Annotated in this window: 22 protein-coding genes and 3 tRNA genes; 22 read left to right on the top strand and 3 right to left on the bottom strand. The window is 35.4% G+C overall.

The window, feature by feature from the left end:
• Both thiE and yidC read left to right on the top strand, forming a co-directional pair.
• On the top strand, positions 1-642 hold the full coding sequence (gene thiE, locus BFS35_RS10325) for a thiamine phosphate synthase (protein ID WP_099581404.1): 642 nt from the start codon (positions 1-3) through the stop codon (positions 640-642).
• Between the two features lie 79 nt (positions 643-721).
• Positions 722-1582, top strand: coding sequence for a membrane protein insertase YidC (gene yidC / locus BFS35_RS10320; protein ID WP_099581402.1), 861 nt, complete (start codon positions 722-724; stop codon positions 1580-1582).
• Between the two features lie 500 nt (positions 1583-2082).
• On the opposite strand, the gene BFS35_RS10315 is transcribed toward yidC, so the two are convergent.
• On the bottom strand, positions 2083-2712 hold the full coding sequence (locus BFS35_RS10315) for an HD domain-containing protein (RefSeq protein WP_099581401.1): 630 nt from the start codon (positions 2710-2712) through the stop codon (positions 2083-2085).
• Positions 2713-2977: 265 nt separating this feature from the next.
• The gene (cls, locus tag BFS35_RS10310) at positions 2978-4453 is read right to left on the bottom strand and encodes a cardiolipin synthase (RefSeq protein ID WP_099581399.1); all 1476 of its coding nucleotides are present in this window, start codon (positions 4451-4453) and stop codon (positions 2978-2980) included.
• Positions 4454-4660: 207 nt separating this feature from the next.
• On the opposite strand from cls, the gene BFS35_RS14025 reads away from it, so the two are divergent.
• Positions 4661-4795 carry an Lmo0850 family protein gene (locus tag BFS35_RS14025; protein WP_165958643.1) on the top strand — a complete coding sequence of 45 codons (135 nt, stop codon included), beginning with the start codon at positions 4661-4663 and terminating at the stop codon, positions 4793-4795.
• 113 nt (positions 4796-4908) lie between these two features.
• Here BFS35_RS14025 and BFS35_RS10305 read toward each other — a convergent pair whose 3' ends face one another.
• Positions 4909-6120, bottom strand: coding sequence for an FtsW/RodA/SpoVE family cell cycle protein (locus tag BFS35_RS10305; protein ID WP_099581397.1), 1212 nt, complete (start codon positions 6118-6120; stop codon positions 4909-4911).
• A gap of 170 nt (positions 6121-6290) precedes the next feature.
• Between BFS35_RS10305 and BFS35_RS10300 the strand changes: the two genes are divergently transcribed.
• From BFS35_RS10300 to BFS35_RS10215, 19 genes are all read left to right on the top strand, one after another.
• Positions 6291-7361: a D-alanine--D-alanine ligase gene (locus BFS35_RS10300; protein ID WP_099581395.1), complete on the top strand. Its 1071-nt coding sequence runs from the start codon at positions 6291-6293 to the stop codon at positions 7359-7361.
• A gap of 5 nt (positions 7362-7366) precedes the next feature.
• A complete protein-coding gene (locus BFS35_RS10295) occupies positions 7367-8704 on the top strand; it encodes a UDP-N-acetylmuramoyl-tripeptide--D-alanyl-D-alanine ligase (protein ID WP_099581393.1) in 1338 nt (445 codons plus the stop codon).
• 267 nt (positions 8705-8971) lie between these two features.
• Positions 8972-10489, top strand: coding sequence for a DEAD/DEAH box helicase (locus BFS35_RS10290; protein ID WP_099581391.1), 1518 nt, complete (start codon positions 8972-8974; stop codon positions 10487-10489).
• 513 nt (positions 10490-11002) lie between these two features.
• Positions 11003-11482: a PH domain-containing protein gene (locus tag BFS35_RS10285; RefSeq protein ID WP_158554302.1), complete on the top strand. Its 480-nt coding sequence runs from the start codon at positions 11003-11005 to the stop codon at positions 11480-11482.
• The gene (locus BFS35_RS10280; RefSeq protein ID WP_099581387.1) at positions 11469-12974 is read left to right on the top strand and encodes a PH domain-containing protein; all 1506 of its coding nucleotides are present in this window, start codon (positions 11469-11471) and stop codon (positions 12972-12974) included. The genes BFS35_RS10285 and BFS35_RS10280 overlap by 14 nt, the downstream gene beginning before the upstream one ends.
• A complete protein-coding gene (locus tag BFS35_RS10275; RefSeq protein ID WP_099581385.1) occupies positions 12967-13446 on the top strand; it encodes a PH domain-containing protein in 480 nt (159 codons plus the stop codon). Before BFS35_RS10280 ends, BFS35_RS10275 begins: the two co-directional genes overlap by 8 nt.
• Positions 13439-13777 carry a holo-ACP synthase gene (gene acpS / locus BFS35_RS10270; protein WP_099581383.1) on the top strand — a complete coding sequence of 113 codons (339 nt, stop codon included), beginning with the start codon at positions 13439-13441 and terminating at the stop codon, positions 13775-13777. Before BFS35_RS10275 ends, acpS begins: the two co-directional genes overlap by 8 nt.
• Positions 13778-13833: 56 nt before the next feature.
• Positions 13834-14979, top strand: a complete 1146-nt coding sequence (alr, locus tag BFS35_RS10265; RefSeq protein WP_099581381.1) for an alanine racemase — start codon at positions 13834-13836, stop codon at positions 14977-14979.
• Between the two features lie 62 nt (positions 14980-15041).
• Positions 15042-15188: a hypothetical protein gene (locus BFS35_RS13815; RefSeq protein WP_158554301.1), complete on the top strand. Its 147-nt coding sequence runs from the start codon at positions 15042-15044 to the stop codon at positions 15186-15188.
• Positions 15189-15551: a type II toxin-antitoxin system PemK/MazF family toxin gene (locus BFS35_RS10260; RefSeq protein ID WP_096078043.1), complete on the top strand. Its 363-nt coding sequence runs from the start codon at positions 15189-15191 to the stop codon at positions 15549-15551. It abuts the gene before it with no gap.
• 58 nt (positions 15552-15609) lie between these two features.
• Positions 15610-16608, top strand: coding sequence for a SpoIIE family protein phosphatase (locus BFS35_RS10255; RefSeq protein ID WP_205757159.1), 999 nt, complete (start codon positions 15610-15612; stop codon positions 16606-16608).
• A gap of 89 nt (positions 16609-16697) precedes the next feature.
• Positions 16698-17024: an anti-sigma factor antagonist gene (locus BFS35_RS10250; protein WP_099581377.1), complete on the top strand. Its 327-nt coding sequence runs from the start codon at positions 16698-16700 to the stop codon at positions 17022-17024.
• A 1-nt stretch (position 17025) separates the two neighbouring features.
• Positions 17026-17466, top strand: a complete 441-nt coding sequence (rsbW, locus tag BFS35_RS10245; protein ID WP_099581375.1) for an anti-sigma B factor RsbW — start codon at positions 17026-17028, stop codon at positions 17464-17466.
• Between the two features lie 10 nt (positions 17467-17476).
• Positions 17477-18244, top strand: a complete 768-nt coding sequence (gene sigB, locus BFS35_RS10240; RefSeq protein ID WP_099581373.1) for an RNA polymerase sigma factor SigB — start codon at positions 17477-17479, stop codon at positions 18242-18244.
• A gap of 80 nt (positions 18245-18324) precedes the next feature.
• On the top strand, positions 18325-20475 hold the full coding sequence (locus tag BFS35_RS10235; protein WP_099581371.1) for a Tex family protein: 2151 nt from the start codon (positions 18325-18327) through the stop codon (positions 20473-20475).
• Entirely contained in the window at positions 20465-20914 is a 450-nt protein-coding gene (locus tag BFS35_RS10230; protein WP_099581369.1) for a SprT family protein, read from the top strand. The genes BFS35_RS10235 and BFS35_RS10230 overlap by 11 nt, the downstream gene beginning before the upstream one ends.
• Positions 20915-21082: 168 nt before the next feature.
• Positions 21083-21154: transfer RNA gene (locus tag BFS35_RS10225), tRNA-Glu, on the top strand.
• Positions 21155-21291: 137 nt separating this feature from the next.
• Positions 21292-21374, top strand: a tRNA-Leu gene (locus BFS35_RS10220).
• 26 nt (positions 21375-21400) lie between these two features.
• Positions 21401-21474 (top strand) — tRNA-Gly (locus BFS35_RS10215).
• Positions 21475-21659 lie beyond the last annotated feature (185 nt).

Raw genomic sequence — 21659 nt, 5'->3', positions numbered from 1 at the left:
ATGTTTGATAGAAAATTATTGCGCGTTTATTTTATTGCAGGTACTCAGGATACATCTGACGGTAATCTTGAGCGAGTATTACAGGAAGCACTTGAAGCGGGTATAACGCTATATCAATTTAGAGAAAAAGGTCCGAATGCACTGACTGGAGAAGCTAAAGAAATATTAGCACGAAAACTTTTTGAGAAGTGTAAAGCAAAAGGTGTACCGTTTATTGTTAACGATGACATTGAACTAGCGAAGAAAATTGATGCAGACGGTATTCATCTTGGTCAGGATGATGAAAAAATCGAAAACATCATCGAAGATTTCAATGATAAGATTATCGGACTCTCTGTCGGTAATTTTGCAGAATATGATCAATCTGATTTGACGCATGTTGATTATATCGGTGTAGGACCAGTGTATGAAACAAGCAGTAAAAGTGATGCGAAGAAACCTGGAGGCATAGAGTTGATTCGCAAAATGAGACTTTACGATGAAGACATTCCGATCGTTGCAATCGGTGGAATCACAAGTACCAATAGCGAGATGATTATTGCAGCCGGTGCTGATGGCATTTCAACAATTTCTTCTATTACGAAAAGTGACGATATTAAACAGGTTGTTACAGATTACCTGAAATATTATACAGATAAATAAAAATACATGGTTTTTGTTTATGATTATCACTTTTTGTGATAAAATAACCTCTATGTGAATAATATTATGAGGTGAAAGAATGAAGAAAAAGGCAATTTGGCCGTTAATCATTGCAATTGCATTATTTTTAGCGGGTTGTGATTATTCAAAAGAAGAGAATCGTACTGGATTTTTCTATGATACATTTGTACATCCGTTAGACCAATTGATCCATTGGTTAGGTGCAAATATGGGACATAACTATGGTTTAGCAATCATCGCGATTACTTTAATCGTACGTTTAGCATTATTCCCGTTTATGATGCGTACATATAAGAACCAATATGTAATGAAAGAAAAGATGGCGTTAATCAAGCCACAGATGACTGAAATTCAGGAACGTGTGAAACGTGCACGTACACAAGAAGAGAAGATGGCTGCAAACCAGGAAATGATGGCATTATATAAAGATAATGGTATCAATCCACTGAACATGGGATGTTTACCATTACTGATTCAATTACCGATCGTAACTGGATTATTCTACGTATTGAAATATCCAACATCAGGTGGTATTACAAAATATCCAGATTTCTTATGGTTCGATTTAACAAAAGTAGATATTGCAATGACAGTCATTGCAGGTATCGTCTATGCAATTCAAGCTTATGTATCAATGCAGAATATTCCTGAAGAGCAAAAAGCGCAAATGCGAATGATGATGTTTATCTCACCGATTATGATCGTGTGGATGTCAGCAATCTCTCCAGCAGCATTACCATTATATTGGGCTGTCGGCGGAGCATTCTTAGTTGTGCAAACATGGTTAGGGAATAAGTTCTATAAAAAGAAAGTACAAGAAGAAATTGCACCTTTAGTAGCAGCACATGAACAAAATCAAGCAGAAAATAAACCTAAAAATGTGCAAGTTGTATCATCTAAAAAGAAGAAAAAGAAATAATTAGATAGAAAGTGACCTCAAAATTGATTTGAGGTCACTTTTTTTAATTGATGAGGGGAAAGAGGTTCGGAAGTGTCGTCAAAATAGATTTGAAGCCACTTCCGTGTACCGCAGAGATAAATTCAGCGCGTATGTGTCGTCAAAATAGATTTGAAGCCACTTCCGTGTACCAAAAATGCAAAACCCTGGAGTAAGTGTCGTCAAAATAGATTTGAAGCCACTTCCGTCCACCAAAAATGCAAAACCTTGTAGTAAGTGTCGTCAAAATAAATCTGAAGCCACTTCCGTCCACTATAAATGCAAAACCCTGGAGTAAGTGTCGTCAAAATAAATCTGAAGTCACTTCCGTCCACTATAAATGCAAAACCTTGTAGTAAGTGTCGTCAAACGAAATCTGAAGTCACTTCCGTCCACTATAAATGCAAAACTCTGGAGTAAGTGTCGTCAAACGAAATCTGAAGTCACTTCCACAATCCCTTCCCAAATCACCTACAAACGCACTAACACCATTCTTTTTTAAATTGTTCAATAAATGCTTTCATATAGGTATTGCGTTCTTCTGCCATTTTCTTTGCAGTTTCTGTATTCATCAGGTCAATTAGTTTAAATAGTTTCTCATAAAAATGATTGATGGCAGTGCTCGGTGTTCGATAGTCACTTAAATCATCGCGAACAGGTATGTTTGGATCATACATCGCTTCACCAAACTTTCCGGCAAACATAAATGTTCTGGCAATTCCTATCGCACCTAACGCATCAAGTCGGTCAGCATCCTGAACAACTTTGCCTTCAAGCGATTCCAACTTCCCTTCATTCTTTCCGCCGTTAAAGCTCATATATTTAAGAATATGATTAATAGCTTGTCGATGTTCTATAGGAAGTTGAATTTCTTCGTAAAATTTATTCAATCGTTCCCATGCAGCAATAGTATCGAATAATTTTTCGTCGACAGTATCATGTAATAACGCTGCCATTTCAACGATAAAAAGGTCAGCATTTTCTTTTACAGCGATTTCAACAGCCATTTTTCGGACACGTTCGATATGCGCATAATCATGACCGCTCGATTCATCTTTATGCACATTTTTCACAAATGATTCGGTGATGTGTAGTACTTCTTTGTTATTCATGTGAAAAAAACTCCTTTTAAATGTTTACTTTATATAAAAAGTTGGTATAATAAGATTAAAAATTATCAGAAAATTCAAAACAATTTATATGACAAAGGGGATGTAAATCATGCAAAATACATATCATTTCGAACTCACGAAACAACAAAAGAAACTAGGATTTACATATTTGATTGTTCATAGTGTATTTTTCTTAAATTTAGCAGCTGATTTCTTATTGATACATTAAATAAAAAGGGAGTGCGAATTGATTTCTCACTCTCTTTTATAATAGCGGTGATATTAATCTTGCAATGGCTTCCTTAACTCTGATGAGTAATACGCGTTGATCATAAATTTCCTGTGTGAGCTGACTGGAAACTTTAACGTCATCTTCAAACGTCTTACGTAATTTATAGGCAATATCATGATCGTATATAAATGCGTTAACTTCAAAATTTAGTTCAAAACTTCTAAAGTCCATATTTGCTGTACCGACACTTGCGACTTCATCGTCGATCACCATCATTTTCGTATGGATAAATCCATTCTCGTAGATAAATATATTGCAACCGGCCTGAATCAGTTCACCGACGTTTGAATAAGTTGCCCAATAAACGAATGGATGGTCGGGTTTGTTTGGAATCATAATGTTGACTTCTACCCCAGTAAGCGCAGCGATTTTTAACGCATCGAGCAAAGAAGTGTCTGGTATAAAGTAAGGTGACTGAATAAATATAGATTCTTTTGCTGATGTGATCATTTTTAGATAACCGAATTTGATATGTTGTTCACTGGAATCTGGCCCACTCGAGGCAATTTGAATTCCGATTTCACCTTTACTATCGACATCCGGAAAATATTTTTTATCATAATGCATAAAATTACGCGTTGATTGGGAATTCCAGTCCATCATAAAACGAAGTTGTAATGCATTGACTGAGTCACCTTCGACACGTAAATGGGTATCTCGCCAATACCCAAATCGTTTATCTAGTCCTAAATACTCATCGCCGACATTAAAGCCACCGATATATCCGATTTTTCCATCAATTACAACGATCTTACGATGATTTCGATTGTTCATCCTGAAATTAATAAGAGGAAAGTGAGAAGGGAAGAATGCTTCTACCTGTCCGCCAAGCTTCTTAAATGTTTTAAAACGGGATAAAGTTAACGTACGTGAACCGATATCATCATACAGCATCTTAACTTCGACACCTTCTTCAAGCTTCTGCATCAATGCATCTAAAATTTCTTTACCAATGCCGTCTCGCTTAAATATATAATATTGAATATGAATATGATCTTCAGCATTACGTATATCCTGGATAAGCGCATCAAACTTTTTGCGACCATCTGTAAGAATTTCAACTGCATTATCTGTCGTCAGAAATGATGAATAATTATTTAAGTTCATACGAATAATATCTTTATGCTTCATAATTTCTTTAGAGCGCACCATTAGATCATCTTCATCAATTGCATGCATCTGTTCATGCACAATTTGCTGAAGACCAATTTTATCTTCTTCATCTAACTTAAAGATACTTGACTGTTTGATTTGACGGCCGAATAGCAAATAAATTATGAAACCGATAATCGGCAGGAAGAATAGTACAAGTAGCCATGCCCATGTAGATCCCGCCTGTCTACGTTCTAAAAAGATAATTACGAAAGCTAAAAATATATTAAAGACAAATGCAACAAAGAAAAGTATTGAGAATACTTGAGAATAATCGATATTTGAGAATACTGACAAAAAGCATTCCTCCTTTAGAATTAGCTTTATTATACATGAAAAAACAATTAAATACTTTGTGTTTATACAAATTTCATACTAAAATCTGCTTTTACAAATCGCTATCATTGTTCACAAAATCTTTACATAAATAAGTCTATGGACCTATAGCTATATTGGTTATTTTCGGGTACACTAGTATTAACAAATTGATTAGGAGTGATCGAAATGAAACAATCTCAGGAAAAAATGAAAAATGTTGTCACTCTGCTTTCTTCACTTGGTGTTAATATCTCAAAAACAAAATCACGACTTGAAGTTATGCGTACGTTACCACATGTAGCACCCGCAAAATTAAAATAATATACATATGAGATGACATTCGAATTTAGAGTGTCTTTTTTTTGTTGTTTAAATTAAAAACTCTTTATCAATCCAATAGTGGTTGATAAAGAGTTTTATTATGTGGATATTGATTATCTCACTTGCTTATACTTTTTAATTTGTTCGGCATCAGAGTGATAAAAGATAGATAATGCAACACCTATCCCACACATCAATGCCCAAAGCGCACTACCACCATAGCTAATGAATGGTAATGGGATACCTGTAATTGGCACAACCTGAATCGTCATGCCGATATTTTGAAATACATGGAAGATAATCATACTGATTAATCCAACTAAAAATATAGATGCGAATTGATTTGTTGATACTTGTGCCATACGAATTAAATGTGTAAATAATGCCAGGAATAATACGAGTACGATTACAGTACCAATAAATCCAAATTCTTCACCGATAACTGAAAAGATAAAATCGGTATGATTCTCAGGAATGTACACTTCTCCACCTTTAAATCCTTTACCGAATAATCCACCAGATCCGATAGCTTTTAATGACTCCATCAAGTGGAAACCTTCGCCGTCACTATATTGTGCGGGATTTAGCCATGAGTTGATTCGGCCAAGCTGATACGTCTTAATACCGAGTACTTTATCGATAAGTTCAGGTTTATAGATGATTGCAAGTATAAGCGTGGCACCAATTGCTGTAAGCCCAATTAAAAATGGTGCAAGGATACGCCAGGTTACTCCTGAGACCACCGTAATCCCTAAAATAATCGCCAGTAATACGAGTGTTGTACCTAAGTCATTTTGTAACAAGATTAATATCATAGGAATAATCGAAGTTAAGCCAATCTTCATCAGTAAAATGATATCTGTCTGAAAAGATTTGTAATATGTGAAACGATTGTGATCGTATACAACTTTACTTAATGTCAGGATTAAAATAATCTTCATAAATTCAGAAGGTTGTAAGCTGAGTCGTCCAAAGAATACATACCAGCTTTTTGCACCGTTAATCGTCGGTGTCAAAGAAGATTCAGGTAGTATCAGTAAGCCCAGCAGGGCCAGATTACCTAAAAAATAAAGTACGAAAACCCATTTGTTAATCAGTTTCGGTTTAATAAGCATAATACTGAATGCGAGAATAAATCCGAGAATATAATAGAATACTTGACGTTCAGCAAAGTTCGTAACATATTGCTGACCATCCATTGCAGATGTGATTACAGTTAAACTAACAGTAAAAAAACATAATATAAGAATAATGAGCCACCAATCGATTTTTTCAATCCATGGGCGCTTAATTTTGATGCGTGATGTATTACTTGATTGAGCCATGGCCAAACTCCTACTCTAAATAAATTATAGTCATTATTATACATAAATAAGTTGAAACATTATAGGAATAAATGATTCTTTTATGAATGATTTACGCCTTTCGATAAAAAACATGCATATCATCATATATCGTGATAGTATTATTATATTAATATTCTGGAGGAATTAACATGTCTAAACAAAATATATGTATCGTCTATGGCGGTAAAAGTGCTGAGCATGAGGTTTCGATCTTAACGGCACAATCAGTAATCAACGCTATGGACAAAGCAACATATGCGATAGATACAATTTATATAACAAACGAAGGTGAATGGATTAAAGGTCCACAAATCACTGAACGTATTGAAGATAGCGAAACTTTAAGATTATCATCATCAAATGATGACTCTATTATGCATCTATTAACAGCATCTACTGAAGGTAAATCTTATGATGCGATTTTCCCGTTACTTCACGGACCTAATGGTGAAGACGGTACGATACAAGGATTATTTGAAGTATTAGATTTACCGTATGTGGGTAATGGTGTATTAGCTGCTGCAAGTTCTATGGATAAATTAGTGATGAAGCAACTATTTGCAAATCGCGGTTTACCACAATTACCATATGTAAGTTTTTTACGTAGTGAATATGAGACTTATAAGCATAATATTTTAGAGCTTGTTAATAATAAATTAGAGTATCCGGTATTTGTTAAACCTGCGAACTTAGGATCATCTGTCGGCATTTCAAAATGTACGAATCGTGAAGAGTTAATACAAGGCATTGAAGAAGCGCTACAGTTTGACCGTAAACTTGTTGTAGAACAAGGTGTTGTTGCGCGCGAAATTGAAGTTGCGGTATTAGGGAATGATAATCCTAAAACGACATTACCTGGAGAAGTTGTCAAAGATGTAGATTTTTATGATTATAAATCGAAGTATGAAGACGGGAAAGTGCAGTTAGAAATTCCAGCTGATATTCCTACAGAAATTCAGGAAACAATGCGTAATATGGCTGTAGAAGCATTTAAAGCTACAGATTGTTCAGGTTTAGTTCGTGCTGACTTCTTCTTAACTGAAGACAATACGATTTACATCAATGAAACAAATGCGATGCCTGGTTTCACACAATTTAGTATGTATCCTTTACTTTGGCAGAACATGGGTATGAGTTATAGTGAACTTATTACTGAATTGATTAATTTAGCAAAAGAACGTCATGCAGAAAAGAAAAAAATTAAATACAAAATGGACTGATTAAGATGATAAAAAGAAATTTACAATGGATTGCAGAACAAACGAATGGCACAGTAAAAGGAAATCATGATGTGTTAATCGATGGCGTATCAATTGATTCGAGACATATTAATGAGGATGTATTGTTTATCCCTTTTAAAGGTGAACATGTTGATGGACATCAATATGTGGCGCAGGCAATTGAAAGTGGGGCTGCAGCTGCTTTATGGCAAAGTGATGCACCAAATATGCCTGAAGGTTTGCCGCTAGTTGTGGTCGAAGATACTTTAAGTGCATTACAGGCAATCGGTAAAGCTTATTTAGAAGAAGTAAATCCGAAAGTTATTGCGATTACAGGCAGTAACGGTAAAACCTCTACAAAAGATATGGTAGAAGTTGTTTTAGCACCGAATTTTAAAGTTAAGAAAACGCAGGGGAACTACAATAATGAAATTGGTCTGCCGATTACGCTATGTCAATTAGATGAAGATACAGAAATTTCTATTTTAGAGATGGGGATGTCAGGATTTGGTGAGATTGCATTTTTATCAAATCTCGTACAACCTGATATTGCTGCGATTACTAATATTGGCGAAAGTCATATGCGTGACTTAGGGTCACGCGCTGGTATTGCACAAGCTAAGTTTGAAATTACTGAAGGATTAAAGGGGCCATTATTTTATGATGGCGATGAACCATTACTAAATGAATTAGTAGATAAGACTGATGGTGAATTTAAAAGTATCGGCTTTAATCAGGATAATGATTTTTACATTCATGACTTACAAGCATCTGAAAGAAGTATTGCTTTTAAAGTGGGAGCAGCGCAATTTAGCATTCCGACACTTGGAGCACATAATGCGCGCAATGCAACGATTGCAATCGCAATTGGTCGTTTACTTGGATTAAGTGACGCAGTAATAAATAATAATTTAGGACATCTGCATTTAACGAATATGCGCATGGAACAAATTATCGGCCAGAATAAAGCCCGTTTAATAAATGATGCGTATAATGCAAGTCCGACGAGCATGCGTGCTTCTATTGATACGTTATCAATTATGGATGTTCCGACGAAGATTATCGTATTTAGCGATGTGTTAGAACTCGGTCCTGATTCAAAAATGTATCATGAAGCTGTAGGTGCTTATTTTAAAAATAAATCAATCGATCATTTATTTACTGTTGGCACTGAGGCAAAATACATTCATGATAAAGCACAAGGTTTCACGCATGCTATGCATTTTGAAACGAAAGAAGCACTGGAAGAAGCACTTATACCATATTTAAATCCAGAAACGGTTATACTATTTAAAGCAAGCCGCGGCATGGCGCTTGAAACGATTATTAATCATCTCATTTAAATGATTGTGGGATAAATAACGTAATAAATAAAATAAATAAAAAATATTTCCGGTCCATATAAAATGAATGACTGTATAGCTTACAGTCATTTTTTTATGTTTTTAAACTTGTATTTACAATTGTATTGATTGTAAAAATATACGATAGGTGCTAAGATAGAGAAGTTGAATAGGCAAGAGGGTGGAAAATTACTCTGTGCCATGAGGACAAGTCGAATGCGCACACTATAGAGGCGTAATTTATGAAAGATAAAAGGAGAAATAATATTGCAAAAATTTAGAGACCTAGGTATCAGCGAACCTACCATAAATGCGCTGGAGAAAATGGGATTTACAGAACCTACACCGATTCAAACGGATAGTATCCCTCATACGATGGCAGGCCGTGACGTATTAGGCCAAGCGCAAACTGGTACTGGTAAAACTGGTGCTTTTGGAATTCCTTTAATTGAAAAAGTTAGAGGCCAAGAGGGGATCAAAAGTTTAATTCTTGCTCCTACACGTGAATTAGCAGTCCAGGTTGCTGAACAATTAAAAGCATTTAGTCGTGGACAAGGAATTCAAGTAGCGACAGTATTCGGTGGAATGCCGATTGACCGTCAAATTAGAGAATTAAAAAAGAAACCCCAAATCGTAGTTGGGACACCTGGTCGTGTAATCGATCATTTAAACCGTCGTACGTTAAAAACTGAAGATATCAATACGTTAATTTTAGATGAAGCGGATGAAATGATGAACATGGGATTCATCGATGATATGCGTTTTATCATGGATAAATTACCGAAAGAACAACGTCAAACAATGTTATTCTCAGCAACAATGCCGAGAGCCATTCAAGAGCTAGTTCAAAAGTTCATGAAAGATCCTATCATTGTTAAGACAATGACAAACGTTGATTCAAACCCTGATATCGACGAGCATTACACAATCGTTAAAGAATTAGAGAAGTTTGATACATTCACGAACTTCTTAGATGTTCATCAACCTGAACTTGCAATCGTATTCGGACGTACGAAACGTCGTGTAGATGAGTTAACAAGTGCGTTAATCTCTAAAGGATACCGTGCAGAAGGTTTACATGGTGACATCACTCAAGCGAAACGTTTAGAAGTACTTAAGAAATTTAAAAACGACCAAATTGACATCCTTGTTGCAACAGACGTTGCTGCACGTGGATTAGATATTTCTGGCGTATCACACGTTTATAACTTTGATATTCCTCAAGATGTTGAAAGTTATACACACCGTATTGGACGTACTGGCCGTGCTGGTAAACATGGTATGGCGATTTCATTCGTTAACCCGGTTGAAATGGATTACATCCGTCAAATCGAAAAATCTAAAAATCGTACGATGACTGCATTACGTCCACCAACACCTGGTGAAGTAATGAAAGCGCGTGAATTAGATGTTAAGACGAAAGTTAAAGGATGGGTTGAAAAAGATACTGAAGCGCGTATCGAATCAATCGCTCAGGAATTAATTAACGAACATGGTGATGTGAAATTAGTAGCCTCATTATTACAAGAATTAATTAAATCTAACAACGATGTGGATGTACAATTAACATTCGAAAAACCACTTGGCCGTAAAGGCGGAAGCGGTAAATCTTATGGTCGTGGCCGTGGTGGAAACAGCGGACGTCCAGGCGGATCTCGCAGTCGTTCTAAAGATGGCGGTAAAGATAACCGTCGTAAATCGTTCGACCGTGCTGGTAAAGCAGGTGCTTCAAAAGGTGGAAAAAAACCTTTTAAAGCAAGAACATTTGCAGACCATAAAAAATAAATAGTTATTTTGAACACCTTAAATTAATCGAAGTGATTAGTTTGAGGTGTTTTTTTGTTTTTGTTTGACTGGGGTGTGAGTAAGTGTCTTCAAAATGAATTTGCCGCCACTTCCGTGTAGAAAATCAGAAGTGGGTGTGAGTAAGTGTCTTCAAAATGAATTTGCCGCCACTTCCGAGTAGAAAACCAGAAGTGAGTGTGAGTAAGTGTCTTCAAAATGAATTTGCCGCCACTTCCGTATAGAAAACTAGAAGTGAGTGTGAGTAAGTGTCTTCAAAATGAATTTGCCGCCACTTCCGTATAGAAAACTAGAAGTGAGCGTGAGTAAGTGTCTTCAAAATGAATTTGCCGCCACTTCCGCAAACGAAACTAGAAACAAGTGTGAGTAAGTGTCTTCAAAATGAATCTCACGCCACTTCCTCACAAAAAAACAGAGACAAACTTCACATATAATACTCACCTTATGAAAATCTTATGTTCTTTGTTATAATTTACATAAATGGAGGCGATTGAATTGTATTTTGAACCGTTACCACATGCACAACCTGCAAATACTCCTGTATACAGACGTATTAAATGGAGCGTTTTTGCGTTATTTACTTTAGCCATCTGTACCGGATTGTATTTTGGCATCAATTGGTTGTATGAATGGCGTTATACATACTTAATATTCTTGTTGATGCTAATTCCCATCTATATTCTTTCACTCGGTATTTTCTTAAGTTATAAATACACACGCTATCAGCTCAATCAGGCTACACTTGAAATGAGTAGCGGGGCTTTCTTCATGAGCAGAAAGATTGTACCGCTAGATTTGATGCAGTCAGTAAAGATTGAACAAGGATTTATCATGAAAAAATTTAATCTTGCAGTTGTTACTGTCTATACACGTGGAGATATGGTTGTTCTACCTTATATGGAAACGAAAGAAGCTGAAGCGGTAGCGGAACGTATTATTGCAAGAATTAAGGAGATTCAATATGGACTCAACTAAAAAATCACTTCATTATTCTACGTATCTATCTAATCTGCTTAAATCTTTAAAAAGTAATATCTTTCCGATAGGTTTTGGGTTGTTCTTAATCATCAAAGATGGTTTCTCTAAAGAGGCGCTACTAGATAATGGCTTTGCTATCTTGATTTTATTATTTACTTTACTGAGTGCGATATTTAGTATGATTGAAGCAAAGATAACAAAATACTGGATTGAAGATGATAAATTAATGCTTCAAAAGGGTATTATCAGTCGTACGGTTAAAGAAATTTATATCGGTAAAATTCAGACGATGGATTCTTCAGCGGGGATTGCGAATCAATTACTCGGTGGTGTCATCATGCATATTAAAACAGCGGGTGACGGGATTGAATTGAATAGTATAGGAAAGAATGATGCTCAAACTTTAAGTGAGTATATTAATCAGCGTAAATTTCAATTGCAACAGGGTGCCGTTGTACATGATAGTCTAGTAGAAAATCCTGAAGAAGAGGATGTAATTAAATACGACGAAAAGTCTTATGAAACAATTTATCAATTATCATTTGCCGATCTTATCATGATGAGTTCAACAAGTGCATCAATGTTTACGGTCATTGCGGTTGTGAGTGCGATTTATTCTCAGGTGAATGACATATTTAATTTGGATAGATATTTGGATAAATTGGAAAGTATCGTTGGAGAAAGTTATATGATGGTAGGTATTATCATACTAGTGGCATTGTTATTTAGCTATGTTATCGGGGTATTTATTACTGCACTTAAATATCATCAATATACTGTGAAGTTTGACGGTGAGTTAATCAATATTAAATATGGTTTGTTCGAACGAAAAAATAAATACATCGCTGTAAAAAATATTCAGAAAGTCACAGAAAAACAAAGTTATCTTAGAAAGTTATTGAATAAAACATCATTTGTCGTTACTACAACGAGTGAAATGAAAGGTTCAGAAGACAGCATTTTAGGTGATGAAGAAGTACTACCATTTATTAATCGTGATGATGCGTATCAATTGATTCAAAGACTCGTTCCGAAGTATCAATTTGATGAAGTGAACAAAGTTATTCCAAAGCGCAGTATACGCAGATACTTCCAGGTTTCCTGGGTAATATTATTAATTGTTGGTGGCATCATTCAGTATTACTGGTTTGAATATACATGGCTGATTGTTATTCTGCTGATGGTGTTAACCCTTATTACGGCATTTATCAAATATAAAAATTCAGGCTATATAATTTTAGATGATCAGATTAATGTGCGTAATGGTGGTGTATTTGTAATGCAAACTTCTTTTATTAAAGAAGAGAACATTATCGGGTTAGAAGTATCATCCACACCATTTATGAATCGTGCAGATTTAAGAAATGTTGGTTTAGGCATTTCATCAGGAAGTAACAGTATACAATGCAGTTTAGATTATATTGAACAAGTTGATGCTGCAAACATCTATGATTGGTTCTTGTTAAAGGAGCGACGTCAATATGAATAAGATGCATAGAGATAGTCTAAAATTAATGAAGATTGGTGCATGTTTAACCGCAAGTGTCTTTTTAATTGTCTTAGCAGTTTTATGGTTTATTCAATTTAAAAATTTTATTCCGATTCATCCATATGTATTTATCGGAATAGCATTAATCGGATTGATAATCTTTGTTCTGGATTTCTTTGTATTTCCTAAACTGACTTATGAAACGTCACTATTTCAATTAGGAGAAGAAGAAATTACAACATTAAACGGCATCTGGAATAAAGAAAAGTTGATTGTGCCTTATGTAACGATTCAAAATGTTGAAATGGAGCAAGGTCCTATCATGAAGCGTTTTAATATTAAGTCATTAAAAATTATTACCGCAGAAAATGATATGGAAATACCTTATGTCCATGAACATGAAGCCGAAACATTAAAAGCATATATCCATCAAAAAATGAACAACCTCGATGTAAGGAGAAGTCATGATTAAAGGTATTGGAACAGATATTATTGAATTAGAGCGCATTCGTAAATCACTTGAAAATAAAAAGATGATTGACCGTATTTTGCATCCGAAAGAAATCGAACTGTATGATCATTTTGAAAGTGAAAAACGTAAGATTGAATTTTTTGCGGGCAGGTTCTGTGTTAAGGAAGCCTATAGTAAAGCATTAGGCACAGGTATTGGTCAACTTAGATTCAATCAAATCTGTTGTTTAAATGATGATAATGGAAAGCCTTATATTGTAGGTAGTGATGCACATGTGAGCATCGCACATTCGGAAACTGTAGCAACAGCTTATGTTGTGATAGAGGAATAATGGATTATTCCAAAAAGTATGATAAAATTTGAGTATTAAATGATGGGGTGAGAGAGATGAGTGACAGGATATATAGACCGAGTTTCGTCAATGTTGATCTTGATGCGATCAATGAAAACTTTAAAGCTGTAGGTAGATTACATCCTAATAAGACGGTTATCGCAGTAGTTAAAGCAAATGGATATGGGCTAGGCTCGGTACAAATAGCTACACACCTTTATAATCAAGGTGCTGAATTTTTTGCAGTTGCAACGCTTGATGAAGCAATTGAATTAAGGATGCACGGTATTAAAGCTAAAATTTTAGTATTAGGTATTATTGAACCAAAAGATATACATAAAGCAAGTCAACATAGATTAGCGTTAACTGTGCCAGGATTAACCTGGTTAGAAGAGGCACTTCGGTTACTGGACGAAGACGACAAACCATTCTGGGTGCATTTAAAAGTGGATACTGGAATGGGTCGCATTGGCATGCGTGATAAGCAAGAATATCAACAAGTTGTTGATCTTGTTCAAGCGCACGATAAAACAATCTTTGAAGGTGTATATACGCATTTTAGTTGTGCTGATGAAGAGAATGACAGTGCGTCAGTTGCATACAGTAAATTTATAGATATCGTTCATTCAAATGAAATGCCACCATATATTCATTGTCAAAATAGTGCAGCAGCTTTACGTTTTGATGCTTCAGCATGTACAGCTATACGCTTAGGTATTAGTTTATATGGTTACTATCCTTCTGAATATATTCGCAGCATTTCTAAACTTAAACTAAAGCCAGCGATGCAGCTTGTTTCTACAGTGAATTTCGTTAAAGATATACAGGCTGGTGATACTATAAGTTATGGTGCGACGTACACTGCTGAACATGAAGAAACAGTTGCGACATTCCCGTTAGGATATGCAGATGGATTAAATCGAAAGTTGCAGGGATATAAAATTAATCTTGCAGGAACTGATGCTGAAATTATCGGTCGTATATGTATGGATCAGTTTATAGCGCGTGTACCTAAAGGCACACCTGTTGGCACACAAGCAATCATCATCGATCATCATACGGATAGCAAGCAATCTATTGAACAGGTGGCAGCGCAACTCGGAACGATTAGTTATGAAGTGTTGACAAGTTTAAGTAGAAGATTACCTAAATTTTATAATACTGACGGTTCGGTCGAAAAATATAATGAATTATTAAAATAAAAATGGTACGGTCACAAATTTTTTGATAAAATTATGTTAATCGTGTAACTGGAGGAGAAAAGATGAGTAAACTACAAGAACAACAGTTGATTGAAGGTTATCAATCAATGGCTGAAATTAACCTGTTAATTGCTTCAGAACATTATCTCCTTGAATGTGAAGTGTATGATAATGTGGAACATATGTCAGTACAAACTGATGGTGAATAAATGAAACGCGGCGATGTTTATTTAGCTGATTTGTCACCTGTTAAGGGTTCAGAGCAAGGCGGTAAACGACCTGTAGTAATCATTCAAAATGATATAGGAAATAAATATAGTCCGACGGTTATAGTTGCAGCAATCACTGCAAAAATCAATAAATCAAAAATCCCAACCCACGTAGAGATTGGTAAGACCAATCATCATCTAGATAAAGATTCTGTGATTTTATTAGAACAAATAAGAACAATTGATAAAAATCGACTTATTGAAAAGTTGACTTACCTGCCAAAAGAGAAGATGGAGGAAGTTGATGCAGCACTAGCAATTAGTCTTAATTTATCTATTGATGACTCGGAGACTTTAGGCTAACATAAGTTATCTTAAAGTCTCTTTTAAGGTTTATAGGGAGGAAAGTTGGATGCGTCAAATTGACAAGATTGTCGAAAGATATACTCAAATTCTTAAACAATATATCGAGCATAAAGATGAAACAGCATTAGAAGATGTTCAGACATTAAGCTTTGAAGCGATTGAACTTGATATATCGCCTGAAGAAATCGTGATACTTCATAAAGATATCGTTGTCGAATCTGGTTATAACGCGATTGAACAGCATTATGCGATGGATGTATTAACAGAGATGATTATCGGTTTTGGATTTTCATACCGAGATTATAAAGCGCTCGTTAGAATGATGGAAGCGCATGATAAAGAAATGGATTTAGCGGCGAGCTTACAAACGACGATGTTAAAAACGCAAATTCCACATCTTAATAACGTTCAGATTGGTGCTATTAGTGTGCCGGCACATCGCGTTAATGGGGATTACTTTAACTTAATTGATCATAAAGATGGTACGATGAGCTTTGCTGTCGCTGATGTCATCGGGAAGGGAATTCCTGCAGCACTTGCGATGAGTATGATTAAGTTCGGTATGGATTCATATGGTCACAGTCAGTTGCCAAGTGATGGTTTAAAACGATTAAATCGCGTAGTCGAAAAGAATGTTAACCAAAACATGTTTGTCACAATGTTCTACGGTTTATACGAAGAAATTAACAATAAATTCTATTATGCATCTGCTGGACATGAGCCGGGATACGTTTATCGTAAAAAAAGTGATTCTTTTGAAGAACTGGATGCACGTGGTTTAGTACTTGGTGTACATCCATCAACGCGATATGATCAAGAAGAGCTGGAGCTGGAGATTGGTGATATGGTCATTGTCTATACGGATGGTGTATCTGAAATACGTCATCTGAATGGTGATTTTATCACGACTAAAGAACTCTTAGGTTTCATTTATCAATACAAAGATTTGCATCCGCAAGATATCGTTCAAGTGGTCTATGAACAACTGATTGCGATAGGTGATCCTAAAAAAAGAGATGATTTAACAATATTAATTATAAAAAGAACAAAATAATGTGTTTATATCCTCAAGTTGGGGGTATTCATATTTATACTATAATATTTTAAGTATTTATAAATTTTATGATTTTAAGGAGAATATTCATGAACTTAACTATCGATACGATTGAACAAGAAGGTTTTTATCAGATTAAAGTCGCAGGAGAGTTAGATGTTGCAACTGTGCCACAATTACAAGAAGTATTAGTCCCTATCAGAAGTGCAGGAACACATGATATTCATTTACATATTGATGAAGTTACATATATGGATAGTACTGGCTTAGGCTTATTTGTTGGTACATTAAAAGAACTCAATAAAAACAATAAAGAGTTGTATGTATTAGGTGTAAATAGTCGTATAGAACGATTATTTGATATTACAGGTTTAAAAGATCTTATGCATGTTAACCAGCCGGTGGAGGGAGAATAATATGGAAAAAACATATGATTATGTCGAAATGAGATTTCCTGCAGCCGCTGAGTACGTGGGCTTAGTACGATTAACATTATCAGGTATTTTAAATAGAGCTGGCGCTTCATACGATGATATCGAAGACACTAAGATTGCTGTCAGTGAAGCTGTTACCAATGCAGTGAAACATGCCTACAAAGGTGATGTTAAAGGCGATGTATTAGTTGGTTATGTAATTTTTGAAGACAAAGTAGAAGTAATCGTTTCTGATTCTGGTACTAGCTTTGATTATGAACGTGCTAAATTAGAATTAGGACCATACCAGGAAAATGAAAATATCGATTTTATTCGTGAAGGTGGATTAGGATTATTCTTAATCGAATCATTAATGGATGAAGTAAATGTTAAGAAAGATAGCGGTGTTACAATTAGTATGACAAAGTATATTGCGGGGGAGTAGGTGTAACTTCATGACCAGTTCTAATTATAATGATGTTACTCCAGAAGAGATAAATGCTTGGATAAAGCTTTATCAAGATACTAAAGATGAAATGGCTCAAAACGAACTTGTTATGCATTATAAGAAGTTAGTTGAATCATTAGCATATCGCTATTCAAAAGGTCAAAGTCATCATGAAGATTTAGTACAGGTCGGTATGGTCGGCTTACTTGGTGCCATTAACCGATTTGATGTAAGTTTTGACCGTAAATTTGAAGCGTTTTTAGTGCCGACAGTCATTGGAGAAATCAAACGATATTTAAGAGATAAAACGTGGAGTGTTCACGTACCGAGACGTATCAAAGAAATCGGGCCAAAGATAAAGAAAGCGACAGATGAGTTAACAAATGAACTCGGCCGTTCTCCTAAGATTAAAGAAATTGCTGACTATATTGAAGCATCTGAAGAAGAAGTATTGGAAGCAATGGAGATGGGTCAAAGTTATAATGCACTGAGTGTCGATCATTCTATCGAAGCTGATAAAGATGGCTCAACAGTGACATTACTTGATGTAATGGGTGATACTGAAGAAGGTTATGAATTAACTGAAAAGCGTATGATCTTAGAAAAAGTATTACCGATTTTGTCTGATCGTGAAAAAGAAATTATTCAATGCACATTTATAGAAGGTTTAAGCCAAAAAGAAACAGGCGAGAAAATAGGATTAAGTCAAATGCATGTTTCAAGGTTACAACGTACAGCGATTAAAAAGTTACGCGATGCTGTTCAAAAAAGTTAAATTAAAACTGCTGATAACAAGCGATTGTTTTCAGCAGTTTTTCTATTGTGGTAAAATATACGTATCTTAAGGAGGCAGCTATGCAAAAACATATTATTGATTTAATTATTGAAAAATTACCATTTAAAAAAGAACAGATTGAATCTGTATTGAACCTTTTAGAAGAAAAGAATACAGTGCCATTTATCGCACGTTACCGTAAAGAAGTAACGGGTGGATTAGATGAAGTTGAAATTAAAGATATTGAAACTGAATATCGCTATATGGAAACACTACAGAAAAGAAAAGATGATGTGATCCGAACAATTGAAGCACAAGGTTTGCTTACAGATGAATTACGTCAGGAAATCATGGAGCAGGTCAAGCTTCAACGTGTAGAAGACTTATATCGTCCGTTTAAACAAAAGAAGAAGACACGTGCTACAGAAGCGAAGCGTAAAGGTCTTGAGCCTTTGGCACAGATGATCCTTTCTTTTGAAGGGAAAGATATTGTAAGTGAGGCTCGAAACTTTATAAATGAAGAGGTTGAAGATGTTGAAGCTGCAATCAATGGTGCGATTGATATTATTGCTGAAATTATTTCAGATGAGCCGAAGTATCGAGAATACATATTAAAGTTTGTAGAGACAAATGGTCTGATTGTAACTACTAAGAAGAAAAAAGCCGAAGATGAAAAAGCAGTATTTGAAATGTATTATGACTACTCAGAAAAAGTGAATAAGATTGTACCGCATCGTACACTTGCGATTAACCGTGGTGAAAAAGAAGGTGTACTAAAAGTAGGTGTAAATGTCGACGATACACGTATAAAAACATATATCCGCAAACAGATGGTAAAAAAAGAAATCGATTCAAATCAATATATTGATCTGGCAATTGAAGAAGCATTAAAGCGTTTAATATTACCATCTATTGAACGTGAAATTCGTAATGAACTAACCGAAAAAGCTGAAACACAGGCGATTGATATTTTCTCTGTTAACTTGGAGAACCTTTTATTACAAGCACCACTTAAAGGTAAAGTTATTCTTGGTCTAGATCCAGCTTACAGAACGGGATGTAAATTAGCAGTAATCAATGCGTTTGGTACATTTGTTGAAAAAGCAGTTATCTATCCACATCCCCCAGTAAGTAAAGTAGCAGAATCAAAGAAGAAGCTGCTTGAGTTAATTTCAAAGAACAATGTTGAATTAATCGCGATAGGTAACGGTACTGCAAGTCGTGAATCAGAACAATTTGTTGCAGCACTTATTAAAGAAAATAATTTAGATGTAAAATATATTATCGTGAATGAAGCGGGAGCATCAGTTTATTCTGCCAGTGATCTAGCACGTAAAGAGTTTCCTGATTTTCAGGTAGAAGAGAGAAGTGCGGTTTCAATCGGTCGCCGTGTACAGGATCCGTTATCAGAACTTGTGAAAATTGATCCAAAATCTATCGGTGTAGGCCAATACCAGCATGACGTTAACCAAAAAGCGTTAAATGAAGCTTTATCATTTGTTGTAGAAACTGCAGTAAATAAAGTTGGAGTCAATGTAAATACAGCATCAGCTCCGTTATTACAGTATGTTTCAGGATTATCTTCTACAGTCGCTGAGAATATCATTAAGCATCGTGAAGAGAATGGACCTATTAAACATAATAAAGAAATTGCTAAGATTCCGAGGCTCGGTAAAAAGACGTTTGAACAAAGTATCGGATTTATGCGAATACCTGATGGTAGTGAACCGTTAGATAATACAGGTATACACCCTGAAAGTTATGATGCGACATATGCGTTAATCGAATCGATTGGTATGACAATTGAGGATTTAGGTACCGATGCATTAAAAGAAAAACTGAATCAACTGAATCTGGAACAAACATCAGATAAACTTTCTATCGGTGTACCGACTTTAGAAGATATCATTGCAGCACTTATTGCACCTGGAAGAGATCCACGTGAAGATTTTGAAACACCGTTACTTAAGTCGGATGTTCTATCAATAGAAGATTTACGTAAGGGGATGAAATTATCAGGTACTGTACGTAACGTAGTGGACTTTGGTGCATTTGTAGATATTGGCGTGAAACAGGATGGTTTAGTGCACATTTCAAAATTATCAAATAAATTTGTTAAGCATCCTACAGATGTAGTGTCAGTCGGAGATATTGTCGATGTGTGGATTGAAGATATCTTTGAAGATAAAGGTAAAGTTGCATTAACAATGAAGGATCCAAATGCAAAATAGTGATTTACAGCAGCTAGTTGAACGTATCTCCATTGAATATTTTGATAAACCTTTTGAGCATCTTGCGACATTTAACAATCGCTTACGCACTACTGGTGGCAGATATTTATTGGACAGTCATAATATAGAGATTAATCCGAAGCAATATATTACTTTCGGCGAGAATGCGGTTGTTGATATTATTAAACATGAGCTCGTGCATTATCACTTACATCTAGCAGGAAAAGGATATAAACATCGCGATAAAGACTTTAAAAATCTATCTGAAAAAGTTGGAGCGCCTAGATTTTGTGAGATGATTCCTTCTGTCAAAGGTTATAAATACACATATGCATGTAAAAAATGCGGACAGACTTACTTAAGAAAACGTAAAGTGAATACAGGGAAGTATAAATGTTCGAAGTGTTTGGGAGAAATCTCAATAACAAAAGTATGGTAAAGCACAGCGTACCCATGGGTGCGCTGTTTTCATTTGTGTATTTTAGTGTCATTTATAATGATTTTTTAAAGGATTGATAGGAAAGTTTACAATTCGAGAAGTTTTTTTATAAAAAGTGTTGACTTTATTTCTGAATCATTATAAGATTAATTTCGTTGTTGAAAACACGGCCCCTTGGTCAAGCGGTTAAGACACCGCCCTTTCACGGCGGTAACACGGGTTCGAATCCCGTAGGGGTCACTTTTAATAAATTAACAATCTTAATAAAAGATTTAAGAAATTAAAAAAACTTTTAAAAAGTTGTTGACTTATTAATCAAAACATTATATACTTAATCTTGTCGTTAAAAGAGATAACGAGTGAGAACATGCCAACGCGCGATCGTGGCGGAACGGCAGACGCGCTAGGTTGAGGGCCTAGTTGGAGTATTCCAGTGGAGGTTCAAATCCTCTCGGTCGCACTTTGCTTTTAACACATAATAATAATGCGGGTGTAGTTTAGTGGTAAAACCTCAGCCTTCCAAGCTGATGTTGTCGGTTCGATTCCGATCACCCGCTCCATAAATTTTTAAAACATGAACATTGAAAACTGAATGACAATATGTCAACGTTAATTCCAATAATTTGAGTGAACTTAGTTCACTCCCAAGAGTGATTGCCATAAGCAATCAAAGAGCATTATCAAACAAACTATTATGGAGAGTTTGATCCTGGCTCAGGATGAACGCTGGCGGCGTGCCTAATAC

Source organism: Macrococcoides goetzii, from assembly GCF_002742385.2.
GTDB lineage: Bacteria > Bacillota > Bacilli > Staphylococcales > Staphylococcaceae > Macrococcoides > Macrococcoides goetzii.
This window is presented reverse-complemented; position numbering and strand designations above follow the sequence as displayed.